At 73.1% G+C, this 26,188-nt stretch carries 22 protein-coding genes and 1 riboswitch; of the genes, 12 read left to right on the top strand and 10 right to left on the bottom strand.

From position 1 onward, the window contains the following. Nucleotides 1-454 precede the first annotated feature (454 nt). On the top strand, nucleotides 455-1,555 hold the full coding sequence (locus ACZ4VF_RS31265; protein WP_467930351.1) for a PP2C family protein-serine/threonine phosphatase: 1,101 nt from the start codon (nucleotides 455-457) through the stop codon (nucleotides 1,553-1,555). 55 nt (nucleotides 1,556-1,610) lie between these two features. Here ACZ4VF_RS31265 and ACZ4VF_RS31260 read toward each other — a convergent pair whose 3' ends face one another. Both ACZ4VF_RS31260 and ACZ4VF_RS31255 read right to left on the bottom strand, forming a co-directional pair. After that, the gene (locus ACZ4VF_RS31260; RefSeq protein ID WP_467930192.1) at nucleotides 1,611-2,462 is read right to left on the bottom strand and encodes a maleylpyruvate isomerase family mycothiol-dependent enzyme; all 852 of its coding nucleotides are present in this window, start codon (nucleotides 2,460-2,462) and stop codon (nucleotides 1,611-1,613) included. Between the two features lie 149 nt (nucleotides 2,463-2,611). Then, nucleotides 2,612-3,781 (bottom strand): carboxylate-amine ligase, encoded by a 1,170-nt coding sequence (locus tag ACZ4VF_RS31255; protein WP_467930191.1) that lies wholly within the window; start codon nucleotides 3,779-3,781, stop codon nucleotides 2,612-2,614. Between the two features lie 554 nt (nucleotides 3,782-4,335). Here ACZ4VF_RS31255 and ACZ4VF_RS31250 point away from each other — a divergent pair. Further along, nucleotides 4,336-5,136 carry a GNAT family N-acetyltransferase gene (locus tag ACZ4VF_RS31250; protein ID WP_467930190.1) on the top strand — a complete coding sequence of 267 codons (801 nt, stop codon included), beginning with the start codon at nucleotides 4,336-4,338 and terminating at the stop codon, nucleotides 5,134-5,136. A gap of 43 nt (nucleotides 5,137-5,179) precedes the next feature. On the opposite strand, the gene mctP is transcribed toward ACZ4VF_RS31250, so the two are convergent. The 4 genes from mctP to ACZ4VF_RS31230 are packed head-to-tail and all read right to left on the bottom strand — an operon-like array spanning nucleotide 5,180 to nucleotide 12,022. Beyond that, nucleotides 5,180-6,802: a monocarboxylate uptake permease MctP gene (gene mctP / locus ACZ4VF_RS31245; RefSeq protein ID WP_467930188.1), complete on the bottom strand. Its 1,623-nt coding sequence runs from the start codon at nucleotides 6,800-6,802 to the stop codon at nucleotides 5,180-5,182. Further along, on the bottom strand, nucleotides 6,799-8,358 hold the full coding sequence (locus ACZ4VF_RS31240) for an MFS transporter (protein ID WP_467930187.1): 1,560 nt from the start codon (nucleotides 8,356-8,358) through the stop codon (nucleotides 6,799-6,801). The genes mctP and ACZ4VF_RS31240 overlap by 4 nt, the downstream gene beginning before the upstream one ends. A 2-nt stretch (nucleotides 8,359-8,360) precedes the next feature. Then, complete coding sequence (locus tag ACZ4VF_RS31235; protein WP_467930186.1) at nucleotides 8,361-10,025, bottom strand: histidine phosphatase family protein; 1,665 nt, start codon at nucleotides 10,023-10,025, stop codon at nucleotides 8,361-8,363. Further along, nucleotides 10,025-12,022 (bottom strand): FAD/NAD(P)-binding protein, encoded by a 1,998-nt coding sequence (locus ACZ4VF_RS31230; RefSeq protein ID WP_467930184.1) that lies wholly within the window; start codon nucleotides 12,020-12,022, stop codon nucleotides 10,025-10,027. Before ACZ4VF_RS31230 ends, ACZ4VF_RS31235 begins: the two co-directional genes overlap by 1 nt. Nucleotides 12,023-12,336: 314 nt before the next feature. Between ACZ4VF_RS31230 and ACZ4VF_RS31225 the strand changes: the two genes are divergently transcribed. The 3 genes from ACZ4VF_RS31225 to ACZ4VF_RS31215 all read left to right on the top strand — a co-directional run bounded on the left by ACZ4VF_RS31225 (nucleotide 12,337) and on the right by ACZ4VF_RS31215 (nucleotide 14,602). Then, a complete protein-coding gene (locus tag ACZ4VF_RS31225) occupies nucleotides 12,337-12,627 on the top strand; it encodes a DUF6355 family natural product biosynthesis protein (protein WP_467930183.1) in 291 nt (96 codons plus the stop codon). A 161-nt stretch (nucleotides 12,628-12,788) separates the two neighbouring features. Then, the gene (locus ACZ4VF_RS31220; RefSeq protein WP_467930182.1) at nucleotides 12,789-13,712 is read left to right on the top strand and encodes a phosphotransferase; all 924 of its coding nucleotides are present in this window, start codon (nucleotides 12,789-12,791) and stop codon (nucleotides 13,710-13,712) included. Nucleotides 13,713-13,948: 236 nt separating this feature from the next. Further along, nucleotides 13,949-14,602 carry a hypothetical protein gene (locus ACZ4VF_RS31215; protein WP_467930181.1) on the top strand — a complete coding sequence of 218 codons (654 nt, stop codon included), beginning with the start codon at nucleotides 13,949-13,951 and terminating at the stop codon, nucleotides 14,600-14,602. A gap of 22 nt (nucleotides 14,603-14,624) precedes the next feature. On the opposite strand, the gene ACZ4VF_RS31210 is transcribed toward ACZ4VF_RS31215, so the two are convergent. From ACZ4VF_RS31210 to ACZ4VF_RS31200, 3 genes are all read right to left on the bottom strand, one after another. After that, nucleotides 14,625-15,638 carry a sporulation protein gene (locus ACZ4VF_RS31210; RefSeq protein WP_467930179.1) on the bottom strand — a complete coding sequence of 338 codons (1,014 nt, stop codon included), beginning with the start codon at nucleotides 15,636-15,638 and terminating at the stop codon, nucleotides 14,625-14,627. Between the two features lie 328 nt (nucleotides 15,639-15,966). Continuing rightward, nucleotides 15,967-16,536, bottom strand: a complete 570-nt coding sequence (locus ACZ4VF_RS31205; RefSeq protein WP_467930178.1) for a YgaP-like transmembrane domain — start codon at nucleotides 16,534-16,536, stop codon at nucleotides 15,967-15,969. After that, nucleotides 16,440-17,018: a TetR/AcrR family transcriptional regulator gene (locus tag ACZ4VF_RS31200; RefSeq protein WP_467930177.1), complete on the bottom strand. Its 579-nt coding sequence runs from the start codon at nucleotides 17,016-17,018 to the stop codon at nucleotides 16,440-16,442. Before ACZ4VF_RS31200 ends, ACZ4VF_RS31205 begins: the two co-directional genes overlap by 97 nt. Before the next feature lie 265 nt (nucleotides 17,019-17,283). Here ACZ4VF_RS31200 and ACZ4VF_RS31195 point away from each other — a divergent pair, with 265 nt between their 5' ends. The 7 genes from ACZ4VF_RS31195 to ACZ4VF_RS31165 all read left to right on the top strand — a co-directional run bounded on the left by ACZ4VF_RS31195 (nucleotide 17,284) and on the right by ACZ4VF_RS31165 (nucleotide 25,261). Next, nucleotides 17,284-17,865 (top strand): (2Fe-2S)-binding protein, encoded by a 582-nt coding sequence (locus ACZ4VF_RS31195; RefSeq protein ID WP_467930175.1) that lies wholly within the window; start codon nucleotides 17,284-17,286, stop codon nucleotides 17,863-17,865. Further along, a complete protein-coding gene (locus tag ACZ4VF_RS31190; protein WP_467930174.1) occupies nucleotides 17,862-18,854 on the top strand; it encodes an FAD binding domain-containing protein in 993 nt (330 codons plus the stop codon). Before ACZ4VF_RS31195 ends, ACZ4VF_RS31190 begins: the two co-directional genes overlap by 4 nt. Continuing rightward, nucleotides 18,851-20,998, top strand: coding sequence for a xanthine dehydrogenase family protein molybdopterin-binding subunit (locus ACZ4VF_RS31185; RefSeq protein ID WP_467930173.1), 2,148 nt, complete (start codon nucleotides 18,851-18,853; stop codon nucleotides 20,996-20,998). Before ACZ4VF_RS31190 ends, ACZ4VF_RS31185 begins: the two co-directional genes overlap by 4 nt. Continuing rightward, on the top strand, nucleotides 20,991-22,133 hold the full coding sequence (locus tag ACZ4VF_RS31180; protein ID WP_467930172.1) for an XdhC family protein: 1,143 nt from the start codon (nucleotides 20,991-20,993) through the stop codon (nucleotides 22,131-22,133). The genes ACZ4VF_RS31185 and ACZ4VF_RS31180 overlap by 8 nt, the downstream gene beginning before the upstream one ends. 10 nt (nucleotides 22,134-22,143) lie before the next feature. Next, nucleotides 22,144-22,289: riboswitch (cobalamin riboswitch) on the top strand. An 89-nt stretch (nucleotides 22,290-22,378) separates the two neighbouring features. Beyond that, nucleotides 22,379-23,455 (top strand): FecCD family ABC transporter permease, encoded by a 1,077-nt coding sequence (locus ACZ4VF_RS31175; RefSeq protein WP_467930170.1) that lies wholly within the window; start codon nucleotides 22,379-22,381, stop codon nucleotides 23,453-23,455. Nucleotides 23,456-23,457: 2 nt separating this feature from the next. Beyond that, complete coding sequence (locus tag ACZ4VF_RS31170; protein WP_467930169.1) at nucleotides 23,458-24,225, top strand: ABC transporter ATP-binding protein; 768 nt, start codon at nucleotides 23,458-23,460, stop codon at nucleotides 24,223-24,225. Between the two features lie 10 nt (nucleotides 24,226-24,235). Beyond that, on the top strand, nucleotides 24,236-25,261 hold the full coding sequence (locus ACZ4VF_RS31165) for an ABC transporter substrate-binding protein (RefSeq protein WP_467930168.1): 1,026 nt from the start codon (nucleotides 24,236-24,238) through the stop codon (nucleotides 25,259-25,261). A gap of 104 nt (nucleotides 25,262-25,365) precedes the next feature. On the opposite strand, the gene snpA is transcribed toward ACZ4VF_RS31165, so the two are convergent. Continuing rightward, on the bottom strand, nucleotides 25,366-26,055 hold the full coding sequence (snpA, locus tag ACZ4VF_RS31160) for a snapalysin (protein WP_467930166.1): 690 nt from the start codon (nucleotides 26,053-26,055) through the stop codon (nucleotides 25,366-25,368). Nucleotides 26,056-26,188 lie beyond the last annotated feature (133 nt).

Here is a 26,188-nt window from a genome sequence, read left to right as displayed (position 1 = left end):
ATGACCCACGTGTGCCGGGCGGCGGCGCCGCGCCTGCCCGTGGCCAGCGGGAACGTCCGCTCATCTCCCTTTTCTAGCACTGGAGCTCCGTCGGCGGCGACCGCTGACCCACCGGTGGCGCAGGTCCGCGGCGGACGGGCGGCGGCGGTGGGTGTCCGGGCCGCGCCGCCGACGCGGCGACGGCCCCCGGCGCGCGGATCGGCGGCGCGCCCGGACCGGCGAGCAGGCGGGCGCGGGTCGTCCGGAACCCGTGGGTCCCGGCCCGGCGGAACATGCCGCCGACTGGAGCAATACCGGCGCGTCGCCGCCGCGCGGACCAGGCTGGGAGTCTTGTCGCGTTCCTCTGACAGGAGTCCGTGTGCGCAGACCACGTAGGCCGAAGCCCGGGCATACCGGTCGGGAGCCGGAGGACGGTGCCGGTGCGCGGACGCGGTTGCCGGAGGCCCCGGCGTGGCTGCGGTGGCTGCCGGCCCTGTACGTCGTGGTCCTGCTGCTGCTGGAGCCCGCGACCCCGGTGCAGTGGCCGGTGAGCTTCGCGCTGATCGCCCTTCCCCTCGTGGCCGCCTTCGCCCACGCCCCGGCCGTCGTCGCCGGCGCCACGGTCTTCGCCATCGTCATGGAGGGCGTCCTGGCCGGCACACCGTGCTGCGCGGGCCGCGCGGTGGGCTACCTGTGGGACCGGCACTACGTCGCCGCCTACGTCTGCACCGCCCTGGTGGGCGTCCTCGGCACGATCCTGGCCGCGCACCGCACGCGCCGCGAGCGCACCCTGGCCGACGTCCGGTTCGTGGCCGACATCGCCCAACGGGTCCTGCTCCGACCGGTTCCGCACCGGATCGGCCCGCTCCAGCTGGAGAGCCTGTACCTGTCGGCCTCGGCGGAGGCCCGCGTCGGCGGCGACCTCTACGAGGCCGTCCCCACCCGGTACGGGGTCCGGCTGCTCATCGGGGACGTCCGGGGCAAGGGCCTGCTCGCGGTGGAGACGGCCGCGGCCCTGCTCGGCGCGTTCCGCGAGGCCGCTTTCGACGAACCGGCTCTGCCCGCGCTGGCCGACCGGGTGGAGACGAGCATGAACCGCAGGGCGATGCTGCTGGGCGGGAGCGAGGCCGGCGAACGGTTCGTCACCGCCGTCTTCGCCGAGATCCCCCCGCGGGAGCCGCTGATCCGGGTCGTCAACTGCGGCCACCCGCCCCCGGTCCTCCTCAGGGCCGGTGAGGTCCGCGAACTGGACAGCGGCCGCTCGGCCCCGCCGCTCAACCTCGGCATGCTGGTCCGGGAGCCGTACCACGTGGACGCCTATCCCCTGCGGGCCGGCGACCAGCTCCTGCTGTACACGGACGGCATCACGGAGACCCGCGACACGGCCGGCTCCTTCTACCCCCTGCTGCAGCGCCTGCGGTCTTGGTGCTCCCTCCCGCCCCGGGAGCTGCTGGAACGGCTCCACCACGACCTGCTGGACCACAGCGGCGGGCGGCTGCAGGACGACATCGCGGCGCTCGCCGTCTCCCTCACCGCCGACGCGCCGCCCGTACCGCCCCCGCCGCCGGCCGTCTGAGCCGGGCCGGCCCGGCAGGCCGCGGCCCGGACGGTCCGGGCCGAAAGCCCGGGGCTCAGAAGGCGGTGTGGGCGAACCAGCGGTCGAGGACCGTGACGTCGCCCGAGACCTCGAAGGCGGGCTCCTGGAACGAGCGCCGGCCGTAGAGCAGCAGCAGAAGGTCCTCCGCACGCCCGTGCACGGCCGCCGTGTCCGGCGCGGAGACCGTGTCCCCGTCGCCGTCGCCGCCGGCGCGCGGCAGCAGCCGGAAGCCGTCGGGGTCCAGCCGCACCCGCCACTCCCCACCGGACGCGCCGTCGCCGCCCGTGCACCGGAACGCCAGGATCTCGCCGTCGCCGCGCAGCTTCGTCACACCGGGCGCGAAGATCCCCGCGTACGGCAGGTTGACCAGGAACTCGTCCACCCCGTCCGCCGCGAGTACGGGATCCACGTCCGGTTCCCGGCCGACGGCCCGCTCCGCGTCCACCCGGTGCACCAGCGTCTCGTGGAGCATCCGGCGGGCCCAGAACCGCGCGTGCCGGTCCTCTCCCCACGTCCACATCACCGCACCCGGATCCGTCTCCCGCAGTACGGCCGCCACCTCCGGCACCCCGGCCGCCACCCAGTCGGCGAGGTCCCGCACGTCCTCGGGCATGCCCAGCTCCACCTCCCGGCTGCGCGGCGGCTCCTGCACGCGCCGGGTCAGCAGCGCGCAGAACCAGCGCTGCAAGGACCCCACGTGCCGGGTGAGGTCGGCCAGCGCCCAGTCCGGGCAGGCGGGCACGGCACGCGCGGGGTCCGCGCCCCCCACCACCTCGGCGAACCGCCGCGTCTCCCGCTCGATCGCCTCACGGTAGGTGTCGTAGGGCAGCGGATGCCCCGCCGCGCTCGTCGTCTCCATCTGCTGCCGCCGTTCTGTCCTGGGCATTGGTGCCCGTCTCCTCGTGACGGCCAGTGTGTCCGCTGGAGTGCGCTCGAAGGCAAGTCGGGCCGGGCGCCCGGACGCCCGCCTCGGCCGGGGCGCGGGCCGAGAGGGCGAAGCGGGCGCCGACGACCGACGGGCTCACGCTCGCGGGTTCACCCGGGGACGACGGCGAGTTCGTCCACGACGGCCTGGAGGCGGCCCCCGTGGTCCTCCGCGATCCGCCGTTGCCGCGCCGAGCCGGTGCCCTCGCGCTGGACGTCGCTCAGCCAGTCGCCGACCCACCGGTCGTCGCCGTAGCGGGTCAGGTGCGGTTCGACCCGCTTCCACAGTTCGTCCACCAGCCGGCCCACGGGCGTGGGGGCGCAGTCGGGGGTGTGGGTGGCGGGCAGGGTGCCCTGCGTGCCGTACCGGGCGGCCTGCCAGCACGCCGCCCGCAGCAGCAGGTCGGGGACGACGGGCGCGGGTTCACCGGCGCGTACGGCGTCCACGGCGCAGCCCACGAGAGCGCGGACGAGAAGCGCGTAGGCCGTGGTGGACGCGGGATCCGGCAGTACGTCGGCGACGCGCACCTCCACGGTGGGAAGGTGCGGTGAGGGCCGGACGTGCCAGTAGACCATCGCCGGGTCCATCGCCGCCCCGGAGGCCACGAGTTGGCCGACGACCCGTTCGTGGTGGGCCGCCCCGTGCAGAAAGGGCGGCGGGCCCGCCACCGGCCACCGGCCCCAGAGCATCGAGCGCCAGCTGGCGTATCTGGTGTCCGTCCCGTCGCTGAACGGGGAGTTGCAGGTGACGGCCAGCAGCAGGGGCATCCAGCCCCGCAGGTGGTTGACCGCCCGTACGGCCTCCTCCCGGTCGTCCACCCCGACGTGCACGTGGCAGGCGTTGACCCCCTGGTCGTGGGCGAGCGGCCCGAAGCGGCGGGCGAAGGCGCGGTAGCGGGCCTTGTCCGCGACGGGCGGCGGGCCGGGTCTGCCGAGCACCGCGGTGCCGCTGGGCACCAGGAGGCAGCCGTACTCGGCCGCCGCCACGGCCGCGCCGCCGCGCAGCCGGACGATCTCCGCCGCCAGGCCCTCGGCCGTGCGGCACACCGCGCTGACCGTCTCCACCTGGGCCTGCGACACCTCCGCCGTGACGTGCGGCGCGCCGAGGCGGCCGCGCGCGGCACCCACCACGGCCGGGGCTCTGTGCACCGCGGCCCTGCTGTGCCGATCGGCCAGGACGAACTCCTCCTCCACACCGACCGTCGGCGGCGCGGTCGACTCGGCCGGAATCACGGGCGTTCCGACGGCGGCGGGGGTCACGGCGTCAAGCGGCTCTGGCACGACCAGCCCTTCCGGGGAGACACGGGGCACCGGCATCCGCTCGGCGCCGGCTCTGCGCGGTCCTCGATCACTGCTGTCACGCTCGGAGACACGGGCCACTCCCTGTGCGAACAGCGGGTGGGTCCCTCATGGTCGTCCCGGCCCCGAGGGCACGGCAAGCGGCTACCCGGTCACCGTCGGGGCGCCCGGGCGGCCCGGCCCGGCTCCCGGCCGTGGGCCGCGCCGCCCGCAGAAGACGCAGGTCCGGCAGCGGTTCACGCGCGCCGGGCCCCGGCACACCGGTGCGCCGCACCGCTCCGTCGCGACACACGCGGCCTGAGGGTCCTGCCCGCGTGGCCGAACTCCGACCTCACACCGTCGCGGCAGCGCCGGGAATCGACCGGCACAGGGCGCGGGCACCGCCCGGCAACACCGAGATCCACCGGTGTCCGCCGCCGTGCGCCCATCGGGTTCCGCACCGCGGCCGGTGTTCCGGCGCCGCGCCGGCGAACGCCGGCACGGCGAAGTGGCGTATTACTGGGAGGGCTTGACCCATCCACCACCAGGGAGGCCGGATGCCGGGCCGTACGGAGTCGATCGAATCGATGGAGCAACTCGCCGTGGCCTGGCGGGCCATGGTGCTCGACCGGGATCCCGGTGCCGATGTGCGGGACCTTCCGGGGATCGCCGTCCGCTGGGCCGACTGCCGGTTCGCGTTCTGGAACTGCGTCACGCTGACCGACGTCGACGCGGACGCGGCACTGGTCGAGCACCGGCTGGCCCAGGCGGCGGACATCATGCGGTCCAAGCGGCACCCCGGGTTCCTGTGGCTGTTCGAGGACCTGCTCGGTGACGAGGCACGCGCCGGGGTGCGGTCGGCGGCCGGGAAGGCGGGCCTGGAGTACGCGTTCCCGGGCACCGGCATGGCCGGCGACCTGCCGCCCCTCCCGGAGCCGTCCCACCCGGACCTGACCTTCGTGCGCGTCACCACCGACGAGCAGCTCCGGGCCTACGCGGACCTGAACTCCCGCGCCTACGGCTTCCCGCTGGAGGACGGCCGTGACGGGCTCCTGGGGTCCGCGCTGTGGAAGAGCGACGTCCACGCCTACCTGGGGCTGCGGGACGGCGACCCGGTGACGTGCGCGGCGACGGTGGAGGCGGACGGCCGCCTGTTCGTCGTGCTCGTCGCCACCGCCCCGGAACGGCAGCGCAGGGGCTACGGGGAAGCCGTGACCCGCAAGGCCCTGTACGAGGGGGCGCGGGCGACCGGCCTGACCCGGGCCACCCTGCACGCGACGGAGGCCGGGGCACCCGTGTATCCCCGCATCGGCTTCCGGCCGAACTCGCCGGTGCACTTCTACCGCCTCAAGGAATGACACGACGGGCCGGCCCGGCGCCGCCGCGCCGGGCCGGGGTTCCTCAACCGAGCGACGCCGCCGGCGAGTCCCCGGGGCGCAGGTCCCGCCGGTCCGTCGGCGGCATGTCCCGGGCGTCGGCCGTGTAGTCCTCCGGGCGGGTCGCGTCGACGCCCTCGGGGGCCTTCAGCGCCCTCAGCGCCCAGGTGAGCACCACGGTGACGACGACGTTCAGGACGAACGCGGTGAGGCCGATGTAGCCGGTCTCGCCGATGCCCGGGATCTTCTTCGCCGAGCCGCCGAAGTGCTGCTGCGTCGGTGAGGCGACCCCGTAGGCGGCGGCGGTGCCGTAGACCATGCCGGCCGCCCAGCCGGCCAGCAGGGCCCAGCGGTGGAACCAGCGGGTGAACAGGCCGCCGACCAGGGCCGGGAAGGTCTGCAGGATCCAGATGCCGCCCAGCAGCTGGAAGTTGATGGCGACGGTCTTGTCCATGGTGAGGACGAAGACCAGGGCGCCGACCTTCACCAGCAGCGAGACCAGCTTGGAGACGCGGGTCTCCTGCTCGGCCGTGGCGTCGGGCTTGAGGAAGTCCTTGTAGATGTTGCGGGTGAAGAGGTTGGCCGCGGCGATGGACATGATGGCGGCCGGGACCAGGGCGCCGATGCCGATGGCGGCGAAGGCGACGCCCGCGAACCAGTCCGGGAACATGTCCTCGAACAGCTGCGGGATGGCCAGCTGCCCGTTGGTGACCTTCACTCCGGCCGCGATCGCCATGAAGCCCAGCAGCGCCAGCAGACCCAGCATGAGCGTGTAGAGCGGCATGACCGTCGTACTGCGCCGGATCACCTCACGGCTCCTGGACGACAGGGTCGCCGTGACGGAGTGCGGATACATGAACATCGCCATCGCGGAACCCAGGGCCAGCGTCGCGTACGTCCACTGTCCCCCGGGGGCCGTGACGAGCCCGCCGGCCCCCGTGCTCGTGAACTTCTCGCCCGCCCTCGCGAAGACCTCGTCGAACCCGCCCAGCCTGACCGGGATGTAGATGATCGCCACGGTGATCACGACGTAGACCAGGGTGTCCTTGACGAACGCGATCATCGCCGGCGCCCGCAGGCCGGACGAGTACGTGTACGCCGCCAGCACACCGAAGGCGATCAGCAGCGGCAGGTCCTTCACGAACCAGTGGGTGTTCTCGCCACCGCCCACGCCCATCACGTCCAGCACCGCCTGGATGCCGACCAGTTGGAGCGCGATGTACGGCATGGTGGCGAGGATGCCGGTGAACGCCACCGCCAGCGACAGCCCCTTCGAGCCGAACCGGCCGCGGACGAAGTCGGCGGTGGTGACGTACCCGTGCCGGTGCGAGACCGACCACAGGCGCGGCAGGAAGGTGAAGATCAGCGGGTACACCAGGATCGTGTACGGCACCGCGAAGAAGCCGGACGCGCCCGCCGCGTAGATCGCCGCGGGTACGGCGACGAAGGTGTACGCCGTGTAGACGTCGCCGCCGAGCAGGAACCAGGTGATCCAGGTGCCGAACGACCGGCCGCCCAGGCCCCATTCGTCCAGGCTGTGGCCGCTGCCCGTCCGGCGCCAGCGGGCGGCCAGGAAGCCCATGACCGTGACGGCCAGGAAGAAGAGGGCGAAGACCGTGAGGGCGACGCCGTTGACGTCCCCGGTCATGCCGCCGTACCTCCCTGGCCGGTCGTGGGCGTGCCCACGGCGGGCACGGGCCGGCCGTGCACCAGGTCGTCCAGTTCGGCGTCCAGCGCGGTGGTGTCCCCGGCCGGCCGGACGGCTGCCCGCGGGTCGCTGCCGCGGGTGGCCACCGCGATGGCCGCCAGGGCCATGGGGAGGGCCACGAACACCGCGGCGGTGCGCATGCCGCCCGGCGCCGAGAGCACCAGGGCGATCAGGGGCGGCCCGAAGGCCCCGCCGGACTTGCCGACGGCCGCCGCCCAGCCGCCGGCTGTGCCCCGGATGGCCAGCGGATAGATCTCGGCCGTGTACGGGCCGATGAGGGCGATGACACCGGCGGTCCCGGCGAACAGCAGCATCACGGCGGTCAGCAGCACGGGCCGGCTGCCGTCCATGCCGACGACTGCCAGAGCGAGGAGGGCTCCGACGGTGAGGACCGCGTAGACGACCATGGTGCCCCGGGCCGACCAGCGCATGTACAGCCAGGCGGCCACCGCGCAGGTGGGGATGGACAGCAGGGACGAGACGAACAGGAGGGTGGCGGCGGACATGCCGTGCCCGCCGGTGGACTCCAGCTGGCTGGGCAGGAAGGTGATGAAGCCCCAGTAGACCAAGCCCCAGGCCAGCGCGTAGGCGCTCACCACCAGGGTCTTGGCCGTCTGCGGACGCTTGAAAAGGGTGGACGCCGGGATGGGTGCGCGCCGCGTCTGCCGCGCGGCGAAGGCGGCCGACTCCGGGATCCACCGGTTCAGCGCGATCAGGGCCAGGACCAGCGGCAGCTGGGCGAACCACAGCACCCGCCACCCGGCCAGCGGGATGAGGACGGCGGCCAGCCCGGAGGCGGCCATGTAGCCGCCGGTGGTGGTGAGACCGGCCTGGAGCACCATGACGGCCGCGCGCCGGCCGGGCGGCAGGCTCTCGGTCATCAGGGCGTACACGACGGGCAGCATGCCGCCGGCCGCCATGCCCATCAGGGCGCACATGACGAGGTTGCCGCTGAAACTCGGCATGGCACCGCAGACCGTCGTGCCGAGGAAGAGCAGGGACGAGATGAGGATGGTGGCCCGGCGGCCGATCCGGTCCGCCGCGCGTCCCCAGACGAGGGAGCCGAGAACCGTGCCGGTCAGCGCCACCGTGGGCAGCCACGAGATCTCGGCGGCGCTGAGGTGGAACTCGCTGCGCATACCGGGCGAGATGAACGCCAGGGTGGCCGGCTTCATCTGGTCCACCAGCAGCGCGAAACTCAGGATGGCGATGAGCCGGTACCGGCTCGCCGGGGCCGTCCCCACCGGAGCGGGGGAGACGGCCGGAGCGGTTCCGGCCGGCTGCACCACCGCGAAGCCGGAGATCACCACGCCGACGACGATGGCGGCCATGGCGGCCCACATCGTCCCCGACATGTCCATCATCGACATGTCGAAGTCCATGGACGCGGACTCGGCGAACATCCGCAGGTGCTCGACGACACCGGCCGAGGTCAGGGCGACGCCGGACCAGAACGGCACCGGCCGGGGTATCAGGGAAGGTGGTCGCGCGGTCAAGGTCAACTCCTGGTCGGCAGGCGGGAGGCGGCGTCCGGGGACACCGAGGGGGCGGGGACGGCACGTCCGCGGGCCGGGGCATGCTCCGGGAGGCCGAGGACACCGGGCCAGCGCGGGTCGTCGGGGGCGACGACGAGGAACCGGGCGTACCAGCTGTCGAAGAAGGACAGGACGAACATCGGCAGCAGGGTCCAGATGGCCACCTGTTCCAGCGCCGTGTGCCCGGTGAACGCGGCGATGATGACGACCGCGAACACGTTCGGGTACGTCATGGCGGTGTAGTCGTCCAGCGTCTGCACGTGCCGGCGCCGCTTGAGCAGCGCGGCCACCAGCCGCAGCCCGACGGCGACGCCCGCGGCCGTCGGGGCGTAGCGGGAGAAGCCGTCGAGGTCGAGCTTGAGGCAGACCAGCACGATGAACGCGGTGAGCAGGAGGACCGCCACATAGCCGTTGCGCTCGCCGTACTTGGCCGTACGGATCGGCGAGCGTTCCCGCAGCCGCCGCACCAGCAGATAGGCCGCCGTGACGACGCCCGTGGAGGTGGCGGCGGTGATCGCGACGGCCGGGCCGACGTCCTCGCCCAGGGTCAGCGCCAGGACCGTGGAGAGGGAGACGGTGGCGGCCAGTGACGAGAGCAGCACCTGCGCGAACGCCGGCATGATCATCCCGCCGAGACAGCGGCTGACGGTCATCGCCACCACCGAACCGGGCGTGGCGAGGAACACCGCCGCGATGGCCGCCGTACTGTCACCGCCGACGTCCGCGAGGCGCAGAGCCGCCGCGAGGACCAGGGGCAGGGCCAGGTAACGCAGGGCGACTGATCTGAGCGTCCCCGGATCGGTGACGAACCCCCGTGCGTTCTCCAGCTCGATGCGGCACATGGTGATGACGCTGGCCAGCACCAGGAGCGCGAGCAGCACGTACGGGGACGCCGACAGACGCACCCCGGCCAGGTTGGCCAGCAGGCCGACGGCCAGACCGGCGCAGAAGACCACGGGATGGTTGACGACGATCCAGTCGTAGACCATGTTCAGGGTCTTGTTCTCGTTCTTGACGTAGCCGTGGATGCGGTCGCCCTGCAGCATCTGGGAGTTGGGCAGCCGCAGGTCGTACGACTCGTTCGCCGGCCGGTCCAGGAGGAACCGGCAGATCAGCTCGACCACGTACTTGTGCGAGACCACGCAGACGACCTCGCCGCGCCGCAGCGCGGGCAGCAACTCCCGCTCGTAGAAGGCGTGGACGCGTCCCCGGAACTGCGCGAACGTCTCCCCGCCGTGCATGGTGGGGCTGTCGGCGTTCATGGCCCGCTCGTACTCGGCGATGCCGTGCCGGCGCTGGAGGATGGACTTGCTCTCCAGGGTGTAGCTGCCGAAGTCCCGTTCCATCAGCCGCTCGTCGACCACGACCTCCGGGGCACCGGGGCCCTGGTCCTCCAGGTCGAAGATGAGGCCGGCGGTCTCGTGGGCGCGGGCGAGCGGGGAGACGTAGACGCGGTCGAAGCGCCGGCCGCGGTGGCCCTGGGCGACCTTCTCGGCCTGGATGCGGCCGAGGAACGTCAGGGGTGCGTCGCGCTGTCCGGCGATGCGGTGCACGGAGTTGCAGGTCGACTCGCCGTGCCGGACCATGAACAGCCGGCTCAGCATCTCCTGCCGGACCTGGTCGGTCATCACTCGCCCTTCTTCGGTGCGTACCTGACCTGCTCGGCGTAGCCGGAGTCCCAGCCGGCCAGCCTGGTGATGTCGCACAGGGTGTGCACCGCGTGCTTCTCCACCAGAGTGGCGAGCAGCGAGACGGTCCGCCGGGCCTGCTGGGCGGTGAGGCCGAACTCGCGGGCCAGGGCGGCGCCCAACTCGGCCAGGTCGTCGTCCAGGATGCGGCGGTACTTGGCGCGCTCGGTACGGTCCTGGGCCTGGAGGTGGTTGACGGCGTTGGGGTAGGCGCTCTCACGGGCGTGGGCGAGCAGGCGCTCGCGCAGCCGGGCCGCGTCCGCCTCCTCCGTGAGCAGGTCGGCGGCGATCCAGTCGCTGCTGCGGATCAGGCAGTGGTGGATGCCGTCGGGAATGTCCATCTGCTCCTCGCCGCTCGCGGACCTCAGCCGGCGCAGCACCTCCATCGCCGTGTCGAAGCACTGGTTGCGCAGGGTGCCGATGCTGAACACGAACGCGCCGAGACGGCCGCGCCGGGTGGTCTCGTCGCCCTGGCGCATCGGGCCGACGCCGAAGAGGCCCGGCGCGATCGCGCCGTCGGCCGTGACGAGCTGGCCGTGCGCGCCGACCTCGATGCCGCGGTGGGTCCTGGTCTGCGGCCGGGCGTACCCGTACCCGTGGACCAGGCCCTGCCACAGGGGGTGGCCGGGGTGCTCGTAGTCCGTGTTGTTGCCCAGGCAGTTGACGACCCGGTCCACGACGACGTCCGGCTGGTCGGCGAAGACCACGCGGATCCTCGTGCCGTCCTCCACCGGCCGCATGTCCTGGATGCGGGCGGACAGCACCTCGACGGTCTTCGGCGCGCCGTTGAAGCCGCGCATCCGGCTGCGCACCACACCGCCGATCTCCCGCACGGTGCTGGTGCGGCGGGTGACGATCAGGCTCTTGTACCGGTCCAGCAGCATCCGCACATCGCGCGCGTCCATCCGCGAGACCAGCTCGATGACGTACGGCTCCCACGCCTTCATCACCCGCTCGGGGAAGACGGCGTCGAGCGCGCTGCCCGGCTCCACCCCGTGCTCCTCCCGCAGGTGCGCGTACTCCGCCTTGATGCCCTCCACGACCACCTCCGGGGTGAGCCGCTCGGCGTCGAGGAAGGGCGGGCGGCGGGTCTGCCAGATGTCGTGCTCGTGGTCCACGGGGTAGGTGCCGTGCAGGTGGCCGCCCCGCGAGCAGATCAGGATCCGGCCGCGGTGCCCGGCGTGCACGAGCGAGATCACCGTGTCGAACGCCGACAGGGCGGAACCCGTGACGAGGACGGTCTCCTCGGGGCCGACCGCCTGGAACCGCTCCTGGGCGCCGGGTGCGTAGGGGTCGGCGATGAAGCGGTCGGAGTCCCTGACGCGGTGGTAGAACGGCGCCTGCACCGGGGAGAGGTGCCCGGTCGCCAGGACCACCTGGTCCGAGGGCAGCTCGTGCACGGCGCCCTGCGGGCCGGCGTCGGCGTACCTGACGACGTAACCGCCGTCCTGCGCGTGCACGTCGAAGACCTCACCGGTCAGCTCCCGCAGCGTCACGTCCGCGTGCGCGTCGGCGACGGCGCCGCGCAGCCGCTCGGCCAGGTACTGCCGGAAGATCCGCCGCGGCACGACACAGGCCACGCCGAAGGTGTGGTACTGCCACTTCCGCGGCCATCCGGAGCGGTCCGCCTCCTCGTTGGCCCACTCCAGGAAGTCCTCCGGGCGCTCCCGGCGCAGCGTGATCCGGCCGGCCTGGATGTTGAGCATGTGCGCCCAGTTGGTGGAGGCCTGACCGAAGGCGATGCCGCCGTAGCGGTAACCCTCCTCCCGTTCGATCAGACATATCTCCAGCGGCGTGTCCGCGAAGTGGAGCAGCCGGATGGCGGTGAGCGTGCCGGAGAAACCGGCGCCGACGACGGTCACCCGCCGGACGCCGTCGCGCAGGGCCGTGTCCCGGTCGTGGGGGGACTGCATGGGGGCGTGCGTTTCCACGTTCATGTCTCCTTCGGCGTGGAAGAGAGCTGGTCGGGGAGAGCGCCCTCAGCTTCTGGACGGAATGCAGGCTTCCGGCAAGATCGTGGATGATCCTGGACGCGCTCGGCGGCGAAGGGACCGGTGAACCCGTTCCGGGGCCGGCCGCAACCGCCTGCCCACGGATGGCGCAACGAGGAAATGATTCGGCGGGTGAAACCGCCGGGTGGAGGGCGGACCGGGCGACCGCGGTCCGTGACCATGGGCCCGTGCCCGGCCCGGCGGCCCCGCCGCGGCCGACGGCACCGCTTCCCCTCTTCCTTCCACTTGAGGAGTTCGTCGTGCACGCACGTCGCCTGCTGACCAGTACCCTCGGTTCCCTCGCCCTCGCGTTCGGCCTCCTCGGCGCCGGAGCGGCCACCGCGACCCCGGCGGCCGCCGATCCGTGCGGTTTCTACGAGACCGGCTCCGACGCCTACTACAACCACTGCACCTCGGACGGCTCCCACGTGGTGATCAAGGTGGAGGTGGCGCTGGCGCCCGACTACGAGCGGTGCGTGGCACCGGGACGGACCTGGCTGGGCTCCGCCGACAGGATCCAGGGCGCCCATTACGCGGGCCGCACCTGCTGACCGGCAGCCACCCGGCCCGGGACGCCCGCGTCCGTGCGCACCTCCCCGACCGGCTCGCAGCGGCCCCCTGAAGGACGGGTCGGTCGCGGGCCGGCAGCCGACCTCCGTCCGGCCGGGAAATTCCGTTGTCCGCGTGCGGCCGGTGGCCTAGGTTCCCGGACATGCTTCCGTTGGTGGAAACAGACGAACAGCGGGACGCGGTCCTCCCCGACGAGACGGTCATGCGACCCGGCGCGGAGGACCTCTGCGCACGTCTCGGTCTGGCCGGCGCACCGCTGACCCGTTTCCCGGACGGGTCCCAGCCGGTCTACGCGGTGGGTGACGAGCACGTCCTCAAGCTGTTCCCCGGCACCGCCGCCCAGGACGGCGTCACGGAGGGCACCGTCCTCACCCACCTGCACGGACGGCTGCCGATCCCGACACCGCGGGTGCGCGACTTCGGCCCGTACGAGAACGGCTGGCAGTACGTCCTGATGTCCCGGCTCCCCGGCGAGAACCTGGCCCGAGCCTGGGACCGCGCACCGCGCGGCCACCGTGAGCGATTCGTCACCGAGGTCGGTGAAACCCTGGCGGTGCTGCACTCCCTCGACCCCGGCCCCCTCGCCGGCGTCGTCGGACCCGGGGACTGGGGCGCCTTCCTGGACCGCCGGCGTGCCGGTGCGGTGGAACAGCAGCGGGACCGCGGACTGCCGACCGAGTGGCTGGAACAGATCCCGGACTTCCTCACCTCCGTGCCGCTGCCGCGCGCCCCCGAACGCTCCCTGCTGCACACGGAGGTGATGCGGCAGCACTTCCTGGTCGACCCCGGCGGATGGCGCCTGACGGGGTTCTTCGACTTCGAGCCGGCCATGATCGGGGACCGCGCCTACGACTTCGTCGGGGTCGGCCTGTTCGTCACTCGTGGCGACCCCGCCCTCATGACCCGCCTGACCAAGGCGTACGGCCACACCTTCGACCCGTCCCACCTGCTGGCGTACACCCTGCTGCACGTGTACAGCGACCTCCCCTGGTACATGCGGGAACTCGGCGTACCGGACGGCGCGACGCTGCCGTCGCTGGCGGAAGCCTGGTTCGGCACGACGTGACACGTCCCTGTGCCGCAGGCCGAGGGGGGCTCCTTGGTGCCGCACCGGGCCCGGCCGAACCTCCTGCCGGGGCCAGGATCCAGTTCCGGTCCTCGCCCTCGCCGTCCTCCCGGCCATCGCCGCGACGGCGGGCCGGCGCCCGGGTCCGGTCGACGTCCGACGGCGGAGCACCCGGCCGGTGGTGCCGCGACCCGGCCCCGGTCATGAGGCCCCCCCCGACTCCTATGATCATCTCCATGGCGACACGGAAGGTGCACCGGCGGGCACGCAAGATCCTGGGCGAGGAGCCGTCGGCCCTCGTGTGGTGCGGACTGCGCAAGGAGATTCCACGGCCGCCCAAGGACGTCCACCGGGCGGCGGGCAGAGAGCGGCTGAAGCCGGGACGGCACTGGCTGTACTACGCCGGTCTGGTGCTGGCAGCGGCGGTCGTCATCCCGTGGTTCCTCATCGACAAGCTCGACGACCTGCTGGCCGTGCCCGGACGTCGGCAGTCGCGCGGCCGACGCGACGGCGAACCGGCGGCGCGGCGCACCGACGGCGACCGCCGGCGCCGGCCGGAGCCGTCCGACGACGTCTTCGACGGCGACTGGGACCTCACGGCAGGCCAACTGCTGCTGCGCTGGTACGGGCAGTCGCCCAACCTCAGGCGCCTGCTGCTGCTCACTCCCGACCGCATCTGCCTCGCCGCCTCGCGAGGACGGCGTCTGTCACCGACCAAAGCCGACGACTTCGACATCGTCGCGGAGTTCGCGCACGGCGAGGCCCGGATCGACCGTGAGCCGGGCCGGCGCCACTTCTTCCTGCGCTTCACGGACGGCTCGTGGCTCAACCTGGGGCGGCTGGCCGACAGCGAGGACGCCGACCACTTCCTGAAGACGGTCGGTTCCTGACGCGCCGTCCGCTCGCGCGGCGTCAGCCTTCGTCGCCCTCGTCGCTGTCGTCGTCCTCGTCGCCCTCGAAGAAGTCGCCGACCTCGTCCACGACTTCGGCCGCGACCATGCCGCCCACGACACCGACCGCCAGTCCTGCCGCACCGGCGGCGACCGCCGTGCCGATGCCCGGTCCGGAGCGGTGGTGCTCGTGGTGCTCATGCCCGTGATACCCGTGGCCGCCGGCGTACGGGTCGCCGTGCCCGTACGCGGCGTGGGAGCCGTACGCGGCCCGGTGCTCGACCAACTGCCGGATCCAGCCGTCGACTTCGACGTTCCAGTCCCGTGTGTCGTGGTGGCCGACGGTGAACCGGGTCAGCGCGTCGTGGCCGGAGGAGAAGAGGCCGGCACGCTTGTCGGCCTCCAGGACGACCTCCAGGCCGGCGGGGGAGGCGAGGAACGTCAGCTCGATCTCATTGACCTGGTGCGCGTACTGCGGCGCCGGAGTCAGCTCGATCTCCTGGTAGAAGGGCAGTCGCTGGCCCGTGCCCCCGATGCGGCCGTACTCCAGGTCGGCTGACCCGAAACCGAAGCCGAGCCGGCCCAGGGCTTCCAGGACCGCCTCCTGGGCGGGCAGCGGCCCGACGGACAACTGGTCCAGGTCACCCTTGTCCCTGGCCCCGGCCACACCCAGTTCGGTGCGCACGCCGAGCACGATGCCCAGCGGCTGTCCGTGCAGTTCGGTGATCGGGGTCTCCCAGGGCAGCGTCACACTGAACGGGACGCCACGCTGTTCACCCGCCTCGAGCCGGAAGCCGCCGCCGACCGTGAACCGGTCGAAGGCGACGACCCCTTCGCTCTCCCCGCCGTCGTGCTCGGCCTCGACTCGCGCCACCAGTTCCAGCGTGATGTGCTCGATGTCGAAGTCGGCTTCCCCGCCCCGTAGATGGACCTGGCCGGTCAGGCTGTGGCCCGGCAGAGCGGGACCGGGGTCGAGGACCGTGTCCACCGAGGGGCCGCCGATACCGAGTGAGCCGAGCAGCCGTTTGAACACCATCGAGGCGTCCACTCCTTCATGTGCGTATGTCTTCCACGTCCGTGAGTACGACCGGGAGCGCCCCCAGTCGTTCTCTACAAGCGAGTAGAAGCATAGGCGCGCCGAGCGTGTCGCGACGGCGGTGCGGGAGCCTCGGCGTGGGGAGCCCGCACGAGAGCACGGTCCGACTCCCCGCCAGGGCCCTGGCGGACGGCGTGTACGGGACCCTGCCGGACGAACGCCGCCCGAGGAGTGCCGCGGCCCTCAGGGAGCGCTGAAACCGCGGAAGGTCAAGGGCTTCCGCCCGGCGCCGTCTGCCGCGCTCCCGCGGCTCGGCCTCCTGTCCCCGTCAGCGTCGGCGCAGGGCGGCCAGCGTCGCCGCGAGGTCGGCCGGGCGGGGGCGGTTGTGGGGCAGCCTGGCCAGCAGCAGGGCCATGCCGCAGGTGCCGGTGAGCGCGGAGAGGACGAGGCCGCCCGCGATGCCGGCGGAGAGGACCTGGAAGGCCGGGTGCACCAGCAGGCCGAGAACGAGGCCCAGCAGCACCGCGGTGCCCGCGGTGAGGCGCACCTGGCGCTCCATGCTCCACCCGGCCCGTGTGCCGCAGGCCGCGGGCCGCCGCAGCGCGTGTCCGGCGGCGGCCCACGCGGTGGTCCCGCCGGTGAGGGTGGCGGTCGGGACACCGTGCTCGGCGAGGACCCTGCCGGCGTTCTCCGAGCGCGCGCCCGAGGCGCAGACCAGCAGGACCTCGCCCCGGCCGGCCGGTGCCTGGGGTACGAGCCTGGCGCAGGGCTGGAGCGCCGCTCCCGGTGCCGCGTGGCGCTTCAGGCGCCGACGGCCCCCGTGCGCAGTCCGTCCATCACCAGGTCGAGGAGCCGGGTCGCGCGTGGCCGCCAGTCGTCGTGCGGGTCGAGCTGCCACAGGCCCGCGATGGCGAGGAGGAAGTCGTCCGCGGTGACACCGGGCCGTACGGTCCCGGCCTCCTCGTTGGCGCGCAGCAGGAGTTCCGCCGCACGGGCCACCGGGGTGGGGGACGGCTTGGCGGGGCCGCCCGGCGCGCCGGTGACCTGCCGGATCGCGTCGGCCAGCCCGGCCTTGGTCATGGCGAACTCCGACAGCCGGTCCATCCAGGCGCGCAGGGCCTCGTCGGGGGCCCGGGTGTCGAGCAGGCGCTGCGCGCTGTCCGCCACCTGCTGCATCTCGTGGCGGTAGATCTCCAGGACGAGGGACTCGCGGTTGGGGAAGTTGCGGTAGAAGGTGCCCTGTCCGACCCCGGCCTTCTTGGCAATCGCGCTCAGCGGGGTGTCCGCGCAGTGCGAGAGCTCGGTGAGGGCCACGTCCAGGATGCGCTCGCGGTTGCGCTGCGCGTCCGAGCGCCGGGGTGAATCATTCTGCTGAGGCACTCGTCCTCCTCAAGGCGTGGCCAAAACCTCGCCCTTGCTAAGCGGACAGCTGTCCGTTAAGTTTCCCAAGTAGCGGACAGCTGTCCGGTCACGTCCACCATAGCGACGGACGGGCCCCCGCGGCAGCCGTCGGCTCCACCGTCCGGCCGCAGCCCCCTGCACCTCGCCAAGCCCCCGCGCCACAGGCCCGCACGACGCACCCCAGCCGCCCAAGAACCCGGCTGCAGGCCCTCCGTCTGTCCTGACATGCGAAAGAAGCTTGCTCATGGCCTCTTCGACGTCCAGTGTCATCACCTTGAAGATCAACGGCGAGAAGTACACACTGCCCGTCGATCACCGCACCACCCTGCTCGACGCCCTGCGCGAGCGGCTCGACCTGACCGGCACCAAGAAGGGGTGCGACCAGGGACAGTGCGGGGCCTGTACGGTCCTGCTCGACGGCCGAAGGTCCGTCGCCTGCCTGCAGCTGGCCGTGGCCGCCGAGGGCAGGGAGATCACCACCATCGAGGGCGTGGCGGACGGTGAGCGGCTGCACCCCGTGCAGCAGGCCTTCCTCGATCTGGACGGTTACCAGTGCGGCTACTGCACCCCGGGCCAGATCTGCTCGGCGATCGGGATGATCGAGGAACACGCGGCGGGCTGGCCGAGTGCCGTCACCGAGGACGTCCGGCCCGAGGCGGGGCCCCCGGCCCTGAGCGCCGAGGAGATCCGGGAACGGATGAGCGGCAACCTGTGCCGCTGCGGCGCGTACGTCTCGATCGTCGAGGCCGTGGCCCGCGCGGCCGAGGCCCGGACGGACGAGGCAAGCGTGGAGTCCGGGACGGACGCGAAGGAGACCGTGGCATGAGGGAGTTCGACTACCAGCGGGCGTATGACGTCGCCGGAGCCGTCGCACTGCTGGACGCCGACCCGGACACCCGCTTCCTCGGGGGCGGAACCAACCTCGTCGACCTCATGAAGACCGGTGTCGAGCGACCCGCACGGCTCGTCGACATCCGCGAACTCCCGCTCGACCGGGTCGAGTCGACACCCGAGGGCGGTCTGCGCATCGGCGCCACCGTCACCAACGGCGACCTGGCCGCCCACCCCGAGGTCCGGCGCCGCTACCCGGCGCTCGCCCAGGCGGTGCTCGCCGGCGCGTCAGGACAGCTGCGCAACATGGCCACGGTCGGCGGCAACCTGCTCCAGCGCACCCGCTGCGGCTACTTCACCGACGTCAGCCGTCCCTGCAACAAGCGGGTGCCCGGCAGCGGCTGCCCCGCCCTCACCGGCGAACACCGCAACCACGCGATCCTGGGCGCCTCCGAGCACTGTGTGGCCGTACACCCCTCGGACATGGGCGTCGCCCTGGCCGCCTTCGACGCCGTGGTCCACTTCGAAACCGCGGGCGGATCCGGCGAGTTGCCGCTCGCCGGCTTCTACCTGCCCGTCGGTGACACTCCGCACCGCGAGACCGCCCTGCCGCCGGGCGCGCTGATCACCGCCGTCACGCTGCCGCCCGCACCGGTCGCCGCACACTCCCGCTACCGCAAGGTGCGCGAGCGGGCCTCCTACGCCTTCGCCATCGGCTCCCTCGCCGCCGCGCTCGACGTACGTGACGGCGTCGTCCAGGAGGCCCGCCTGGCCTTCGGGGCCGTCGCCTCCCGCCCGTGGCGGGCCGCTGCCGCCGAGCGGGTCCTGACCGGCGCGCCGGCCGGCGCCGAGACCTACGCCGCCGCGGCCGACGCCGAACTGGCGGCGGCCCGGCCGCTGCCGGACAACGGCTACAAGGTGGACCTCATCCGCAACCTCGTGGTGACCGTCCTGACCGAACTCGCCGAGGAGACCGCCCGATGACCACCGTCACCACCGGAACGACCCCGGCGCCCTCCGTGCGGGCGCCGTCCGTCGGCACCGGCCACACCCGGGTCGAGGGCCGGGACAAGGTCACCGGAGCCGCCCGCTACGCGGCGGAAGTGCCCTTCGCCGACCTCGCCCACGGCTGGCTGGTGCTGTCCACCATCACCCGCGGACGCATCGTCGCCCTCGACACCGACCCCGTGCTCGCCATGCCGGGCGTCCTCGCCGTCCTGGACCACCGCAACGCCCCGCACCTCGTCACCGACTACCACGGACTGCTGGGCAAGCCCGACCCCACCTGCGCCGTCTTCCAGCACGACCGGGTGCCCCACATGGGCTGGCCGGTGGCGCTGGTCGTGGCGGAGACCTCCGAGCAGGCCAGGGAAGCCGCCGAGGCCCTCGTCGTGCGCTACGAACAGGAGCCGCACGACGTCGAGTTCACCGGCGAGCACCCCGACGCCCACCCGGTGGACGGCCACATGCCGGCGGTGACCGGGAAGGGGGACCTCGACGCCCGGCTGGCGGACTCGGCCGTCGTCGTGGACGCCGAGTACACCACCCCCGAAGAACACCACAACCCGATGGAACCCCATGCGGCGACCGCCCGCTGGGACGACGGACGGCTGGAGGTGATCGACTCCAACCAGGGCGTCACCTGGGTCGCCGGCGAACTCGCGAACCTCTTCTCGCTCGACCCGGCGTCCGTACGGGTGCGCTCCGAACACGTCGGCGGTGGCTTCGGCAGCAAGGGCGTCCGCGCCCACCAGGTGGCCGCCGTGATGGCCGCGACCCTGCTGCAGCGGCCCGTGCGGGTCGTCCTGACCCGGCGCCAGATGTTCTCCCTGGCCGGGTACCGCAGCCCCACCACCCAGCGGATCCGGCTCGGCGCCGACCCCGACGGACGCCTGCGCGCCCTGGAACACCGCTCCGTCAGCCGCACCTCCACGGTGTACGAGTTCGTGGAGGCGAGCGCCGGGGTGGCGCGGGTGATGTACGACGCAGACGCCCACCACACCGCCAACCACGTCGTACGGCTCGACGTGCCGTCCCCGACGTTCATGCGCGCCCCGGGCGAGGCGCCCGGATCGTTCGCGCTGGAGGCGGCGCTCGACGAACTCGCCGAGAAGTGCGGGCTCGACCCGATCGAGCTGCGCCTGCGCAACGAACCGGAGACGGGCCCGGTGTCGGGCCTGCCGTTCGCCGGCCGCGACCTGGCCGCCTGCTTCCGTGAGGGCGCCCGCAGGTTCGGCTGGGCGGACCGCGACCGGCGGCCCGGACTGCGCCGGGAGGGCCGCTGGCTGCTCGGCACCGGCACGGCGGCGGCCTCCTTCCCGGCCGGCGCCGCACCCTCCACCGCGACGGCGACCGCGCATCCGGACGGCACCTTCACCGTGCGGATCTCCGCGGCCGACATCGGCACCGGGGCCCGTACCGCGCTCACCCTCGTCGCCGCGGACGCCCTCCAGGTGGCCCCGGAGCGCATCCGGATGCGTATCGGCGACAGCGACTTCGGCCCGGCGATGATCGCCGGCGGCTCCATGGGCACCCGCTCCTGGTCCTGGGCCGTCAAGACCGCGGCCGGTGAACTCCGCGAACGGCTGGCCCTCGGCGCCGACGTCCCCGAAGAGGGCCTCACCGTGCACTCCGACACCACCGCGGCCCTCGGCGCCCTCACCCCCGCCGAACGGCACTCCTTCGGGGCGCAGTTCGCGGAGGTCGCCGTGGACGTCACCACCGGCGAGGTACGCGTGCGGCGCATGCTCGGCATCTTCGCGGCCGGCCGAATCGTCAACCCGCTCACCGCACGCAACCAGCTCCGGGGCGGCATGATCTGGGGCATCTCCATGGCCCTGCACGAGGAGGCGGCCCGGGACCGCGCCTCCGGCGGCCACGTCGGCGCCGACCTCGCCGGCTACCACGTCGCCACCCACGCCGACGTACCCCGCGTCGAGGCCGACTGGATCGACGACACCGACCCCGACGACCCCGTGGGGATCAAGGGCATCGGCGAGATCGGCATCGTCGGCGCCGCCGCCGCCGTCGCCAACGCGGTCTGGCACGCGACCGGTGTGCGCCACCGCAGTCTGCCCATCCGGCCGGACCGTGTCCTGTCGGCCGCCACGGGGGCGACGGATGCTTGACCTGGCCGCGCAACTGCACCGCTGGATCGAGGAGGGACGCGAGTTCGCCGTCGCCACCGTGGTGTCCGTGGGCGGCAGCGCACCGCGCGGCCCCGGCGCCGCCCTCGCCGTCGACCGCGAGGGCACCGCCATCGGCTCGGTCTCCGGCGGCTGCGTCGAGGGCGCGGTGTACGACCTGTGCCACGAGGCGCTGCGGACCGGAGAGAGCATCCGCGAACGGTTCGGCTACAGCGACGAGGACGCCTTCGCCGTGGGCCTGACCTGCGGCGGCACCATCGACATGCTGATCACGCCGGTGGCCGGCGGGTCGCCCGCCCGGACGGTCGTCGCATCGGCTCTGTCGGCCGCCGCCGGGGGCCGGCCGGCAGCCCTCGCCCGGGTCGCCCACGGCCCGGCCGAACTCCTGGGGCAGGCCCTGCTGGTCCGGTCCGACGGCACGTCCGAGGGCGGCCTCGGCGGCCATCCGGACCTGGACCGTACGGCGGCGCAGGAGGCCCGGGCCCTGCTGGAGGCGGGCCGCACCGGCACGGTGGACCTCTCCGCGGACGGTTCGCACTGCCCCGGAGGCCTGACGCTGCTGGTCGAGTCGAACGTGCCGCCCCCGCGCATGATCGTGTTCGGTGCGGTCGACTTCGCCTCGGCGCTGGCCCGGGCCGGCAAGTTCCTCGGCTACCACGTGACCGTCTGCGACGCCCGCCCCGTCTTCACGACCCGCGACCGCTTCCCGGACGCCGACGAGGTCGTGGTCGACTGGCCGCACCGGTACCTGCGGCGCACCGAGACCGACGCCCGTACGGTCCTGTGCGTGCTCACCCACGACGCCAAGTTCGACGTACCCCTGCTGAAGGTGGCCCTCCGGATGCCGGTCGCGTTCGTCGGCGCGATGGGCTCGCGCCGTACCCACGAGGACCGCGACCGGCGCCTGCGGTCGGAAGGCGTGACCGAACGCGAACTGGCCCGGCTGCGCTCACCGATCGGCCTCGACCTCGGCGCCCGCACACCGGAGGAGACCGCCCTGTCGATCGCCGCGGAGATCGTCGCCGCCAGGCGGGGCGGCACGGGCGTCCCGCTGACCGGCTCGGACACGCCGATCCATCACGAGACCGGAGAGGGCGGCAGGCCGGCGGTCGCCTGAGTCCGGGCTCGTGGCGAGCTGATCGTTTTGTTAGGCTCACCTTGCCTTCCGTGGGGGAAGCCCGGTGAGAGTCCGGCACTGACCCGCAACGGTGTGCGCGACGGCCCCGTGGTCCGTCGCGCGAGTCCGGTCGCCCGCGGAGGGCTGAGCGACCCGTTGACTGCTCGCCGTGGACTGCGAGAAGGGGCCGCGCGGCCGGCACGGCCGTACGGGCCGTCCCCTGCTCGGCATCCAGCAGGCGGCCCATGCGAAGGACGGCCCCCACCGTGCGCCGAAGAACGGCCCTCCGCCGGATACCCGTACTGCCCCTCGGCCTCGGGCTCGGCGCCCTGCTGGTGCTGTCGCTGCTGTGCGGAGTCGGGCTCGGGGCCGCCGGCATCGGCTGGGGGGACTCGCTCCGCTTCCTGTGGGCCGGGCTCACCGGCGGCACCGTGCACGCGCCCGACGCGGCCGCCTACACCATCGTCTGGGAGATCCGGCTGCCCCGGGTCCTGCTCGGCGCGGTCGTCGGGGCGGGGCTCGCGGCCGTCGGTGTCGCCGTGCAGGCCATGGTCCGCAATGCCCTGGCCGACCCGTTCGTCCTGGGGATCTCCTCCGGCGCGGCGGTCGGCGCCAACGCCGTCATCCTGCTGGGAGCACTCGCGGGACTCGGGGTGTGGGCGCTGTCGGTGTCGGCGTTCGCCTCGGCGCTCGCGGCCATGGGGCTCGTGTACGCCGTGGCCCGCTCGCCCCGCGGACTGGCCCCGCTGCGGCTGATCCTCACCGGCACGGCGCTGGCGTACGGCTTCGAGGCCGTCACCACCGTCATGGTGTTCGGCGCGGCCCGCGGCGAGGCGGCCCGGTCGGCCATGATGTGGCTGCTGGGCAGCCTGGGCGGCGCGACCTGGGCACAGGTACCGCTCGCCGCGGTGACCGTGGCGGCCGGCTGCGCCTGGCTGCTGATGCGGGCGGAGACACTCGACGCGCTCGCCATGGGCGACGAGACCTCGGCCGCCCTCGGCGTCCGACCGTCCCGGATACGACGGGAGTTGTTCCTGGTGACCGCCGCTGTCACGGGAACCGTCGTCGCGGTCAGCGGGGCCATCGGCTTCGTGGGGCTGATGGTGCCGCACGTCGTGCGGATGCTGGTCGGTGCCGGACACCGCCGGGTGCTGGCCGTGGCCCCGCTCGCCGGCGCGGTGCTGCTGGGATGGGCGGACCTGCTGTCCCGGCTGTTGCTCGCCCCGGCCGAGCTGCCGGTCGGCGTGGTCACCGCGGTGGTCGGGGTCCCCGCGTTCCTCCTGCTGATGCGGCGCGGCGGCGACGCCTTCGGGGGGCGCTGAGCATGCGGCTCGACATCGACCGGGTGACCATCGAGACCGCCGGGGCCCGGATCGTGGACGACGTCCGACTCACCGTCGGCAGCGGGACGTTCGCCGGACTCGTCGGCCCCAACGGCAGCGGCAAGTCCACCCTGCTGCGCAGCGTGTACCGGGCGCTGCGGCCGACGGGCGGGGCGGTACGGCTGGACGGCGACGACCTCCACGCCATGCGACCGCGGTCCGCCGCGCGCGCGGTGGCCGCGCTGCCCCAGGAGTCGACGGCCGAGTTCGACTTCACCGTGGCCGAGGTGGTCGCCATGGGACGGCTGCCCCACAGGAACCGCGACTCCGCCACGGACCACGGGATCCGCGCCCGGGCGATGGACCGCACGGGCGTCGCCCACCTCGCCGACCGGGGGTTCCTCAGCCTGTCCGGGGGAGAGAAGCAGCGGGTCCTCATCGCCCGCGCGCTCGCCCAGCAACCCCGGGTGCTGGTCCTGGACGAGCCCACCAACCACCTGGACATCGCCCACCAGTTGGACGTCCTCGCCCTCGTGCGGGGCAGCGGTCTGACCGTCCTGGCCGCGCTGCACGACCTCAACCTCGCCGCGGCCCACTGCGACGTCCTGTACGTCATCGACGGCGGCCGCATCGTCGCCTCGGGCCCACCGCACGAGGTGCTCCGACCCGCCCTGCTGGCCGAGGTGTTCGGCGTCCGCGTGCACCGCGTACGGCATCCCGTCACCGGCGCCGTCCAACTCCTGTTCGACCTGCCGCCCACCACACCCTGAGGACCCTCCCATGCGCAAGCTGCTCGCCGCCGCCCTCTGTCTCGCCGCGACCGCGACGGGCTGCGGCGCCTCGGTCGAGTCCGCCGAGGACACGCCGTCCCGGGCGGTCACCCTGACCAACTGCGGCCGCGAGGTGACCTACGACAGGACCCCCGAGCGCGTCGTCACCAACGACGTCGGCATCACCGAGCTGATGTTCGCCCTCGGTCTGGAGGAGCGCATGGCCGGCTTCGCCATGCCCGACGACAGGGGCGACCTGAGCCGCGTGCCCTGGAAGGACGGCTACGACAAGGTGACCTGGCTGTCGAAGGACCAGCTGACGAAGGAGAACGTTCTCGACGCCCGCGCCGACCTCGTCTTCGCCGGCTGGAACTACGGCTTCCGCGAGGACGGCGGCTTCACGCCCGATGCGCTGGACGAGCTCGGCATCCCCTCGTACATCCTCACCGAGTCCTGCCGCAACGGCCGTACGCGCTCCTCCCGCGGCATCATGCCGCCCCTGGACGCGCTGTACACCGACCTCACCAACCTCGGCAGGCTCTTCGGCGTGGAGGAACGGGCCGCGGCGCTGGTCGACGGCTTCCGGAAGCAGATCGCGGACGTACGGGCGAAGGCCCCCAAGGGCGCCGACCGCCCCTCGGTCTTCCTCTACGACAGCGGCCGGGACACCCCCTTCACCTCCGGCCGCTACGCCGCCCCCGAGCAGATCATCACCGAGGCCGGCGGCGTCAACGTCATGCACGACGTGGCGGACTCCTGGACCACGGTCGGCTGGGAGAGCGTCGTCGAGCGCGATCCCGACGTGATCGTGATCTGCGACTACGGAGACGTGAGCGCCGAACAGAAGAAGAGGTTCCTGCTGTCCTACGCCCCGCTGCGCGAAGTCTCCGCGATCAGGCACCGGCGGATCGTCGTCCTCGACTACGCCGACCTGGTGGAGAGCCCCCGCAACCCGTCGGCGGTCGCCCGGCTCGGCGCCTTCCTGCGGACGGTGGCGAGGCAGGGGGCGCCGGCGGAGGGCGGCACGGAGGGGTGACGTGGAGGGGTGGCACACGAGTACGGACCGCGGCCCGGTGCCGCGGTCCGTACCGTGACGAGCGGCCGGGCTGTGGGGGAGCCGCCGCTCTGTGGCGCGGGGGGTCAGCCCGCCTTGCCCACCTGCGCCAGAGCCTTGGCGAGGCCGTTGGCCCACAGCTGGTTGACCCGGGCCCGCTCGGTGGAGTTCGGGTACCGGTTGGTACAGCTCGGGCCGGGGCCGCCGCCCGACATCAGTTCGCTGCACGGGCCGCTGTAGTGGTCGGGCAGGCCGAGCACATGGCCGGTCTCGTGCGCGGCGACCCGGACGGAGTCGTACTGCTGGTTCTGCGCGTAGTCCAGGAAGATGTACCCGCTGCCGTGGCCGTCGGTGGAGGCGTAGGACCCGCGCGGGTCGCTGCCCTCGTAGTAGGCGAAGTCGCCGCCGCCGGAGGTGGCCTGGAGCTTGACGTTCGACACCGAGCTGTTCCAGATGGAGGCGGCGCTCGATATCTGGGAGCGGAAGCTCGGCGCCTGGGAGGCGTTGTAGTAGACCGTCACCGACTTCAGGGACGGCTGCTCGGCCTGCCTCTTGGCGACCGACTTCAGCACGGCGTCGAAGAACGCCTTGCTGCCGCTCTTGTCGGCGGTGCCCACGTAGCCGGAGGCGGCGGTGCGGGCGGAGGTCGGGGTGGTGCTGTTCGCGTTCGCCGGGCTCGCGGTGCCGAGCGCGGCGGAGGCCAGTCCGAGGCCGAGCGCCAGGGCCACGAGACTCCTGGATCTCTTCGGCCCGGTGCTGCTGCGGAACGACGCCATGGGGGCTCCTTCTCGTCCTGTGGGGTTGAACGATCGGTTGCCAGTGAGTCTCGGGCAGACCAACGGGGCGACGGATGATGGCAATCGGGGATAGCACCGGGCTATCGGTGGCCGACTCGGCCGACTCGTCCAC

The sequence above is a fragment of the Streptomyces sp. NPDC029151 genome (genome assembly GCF_055564315.1).
This window is presented reverse-complemented; position numbering and strand designations above follow the sequence as displayed.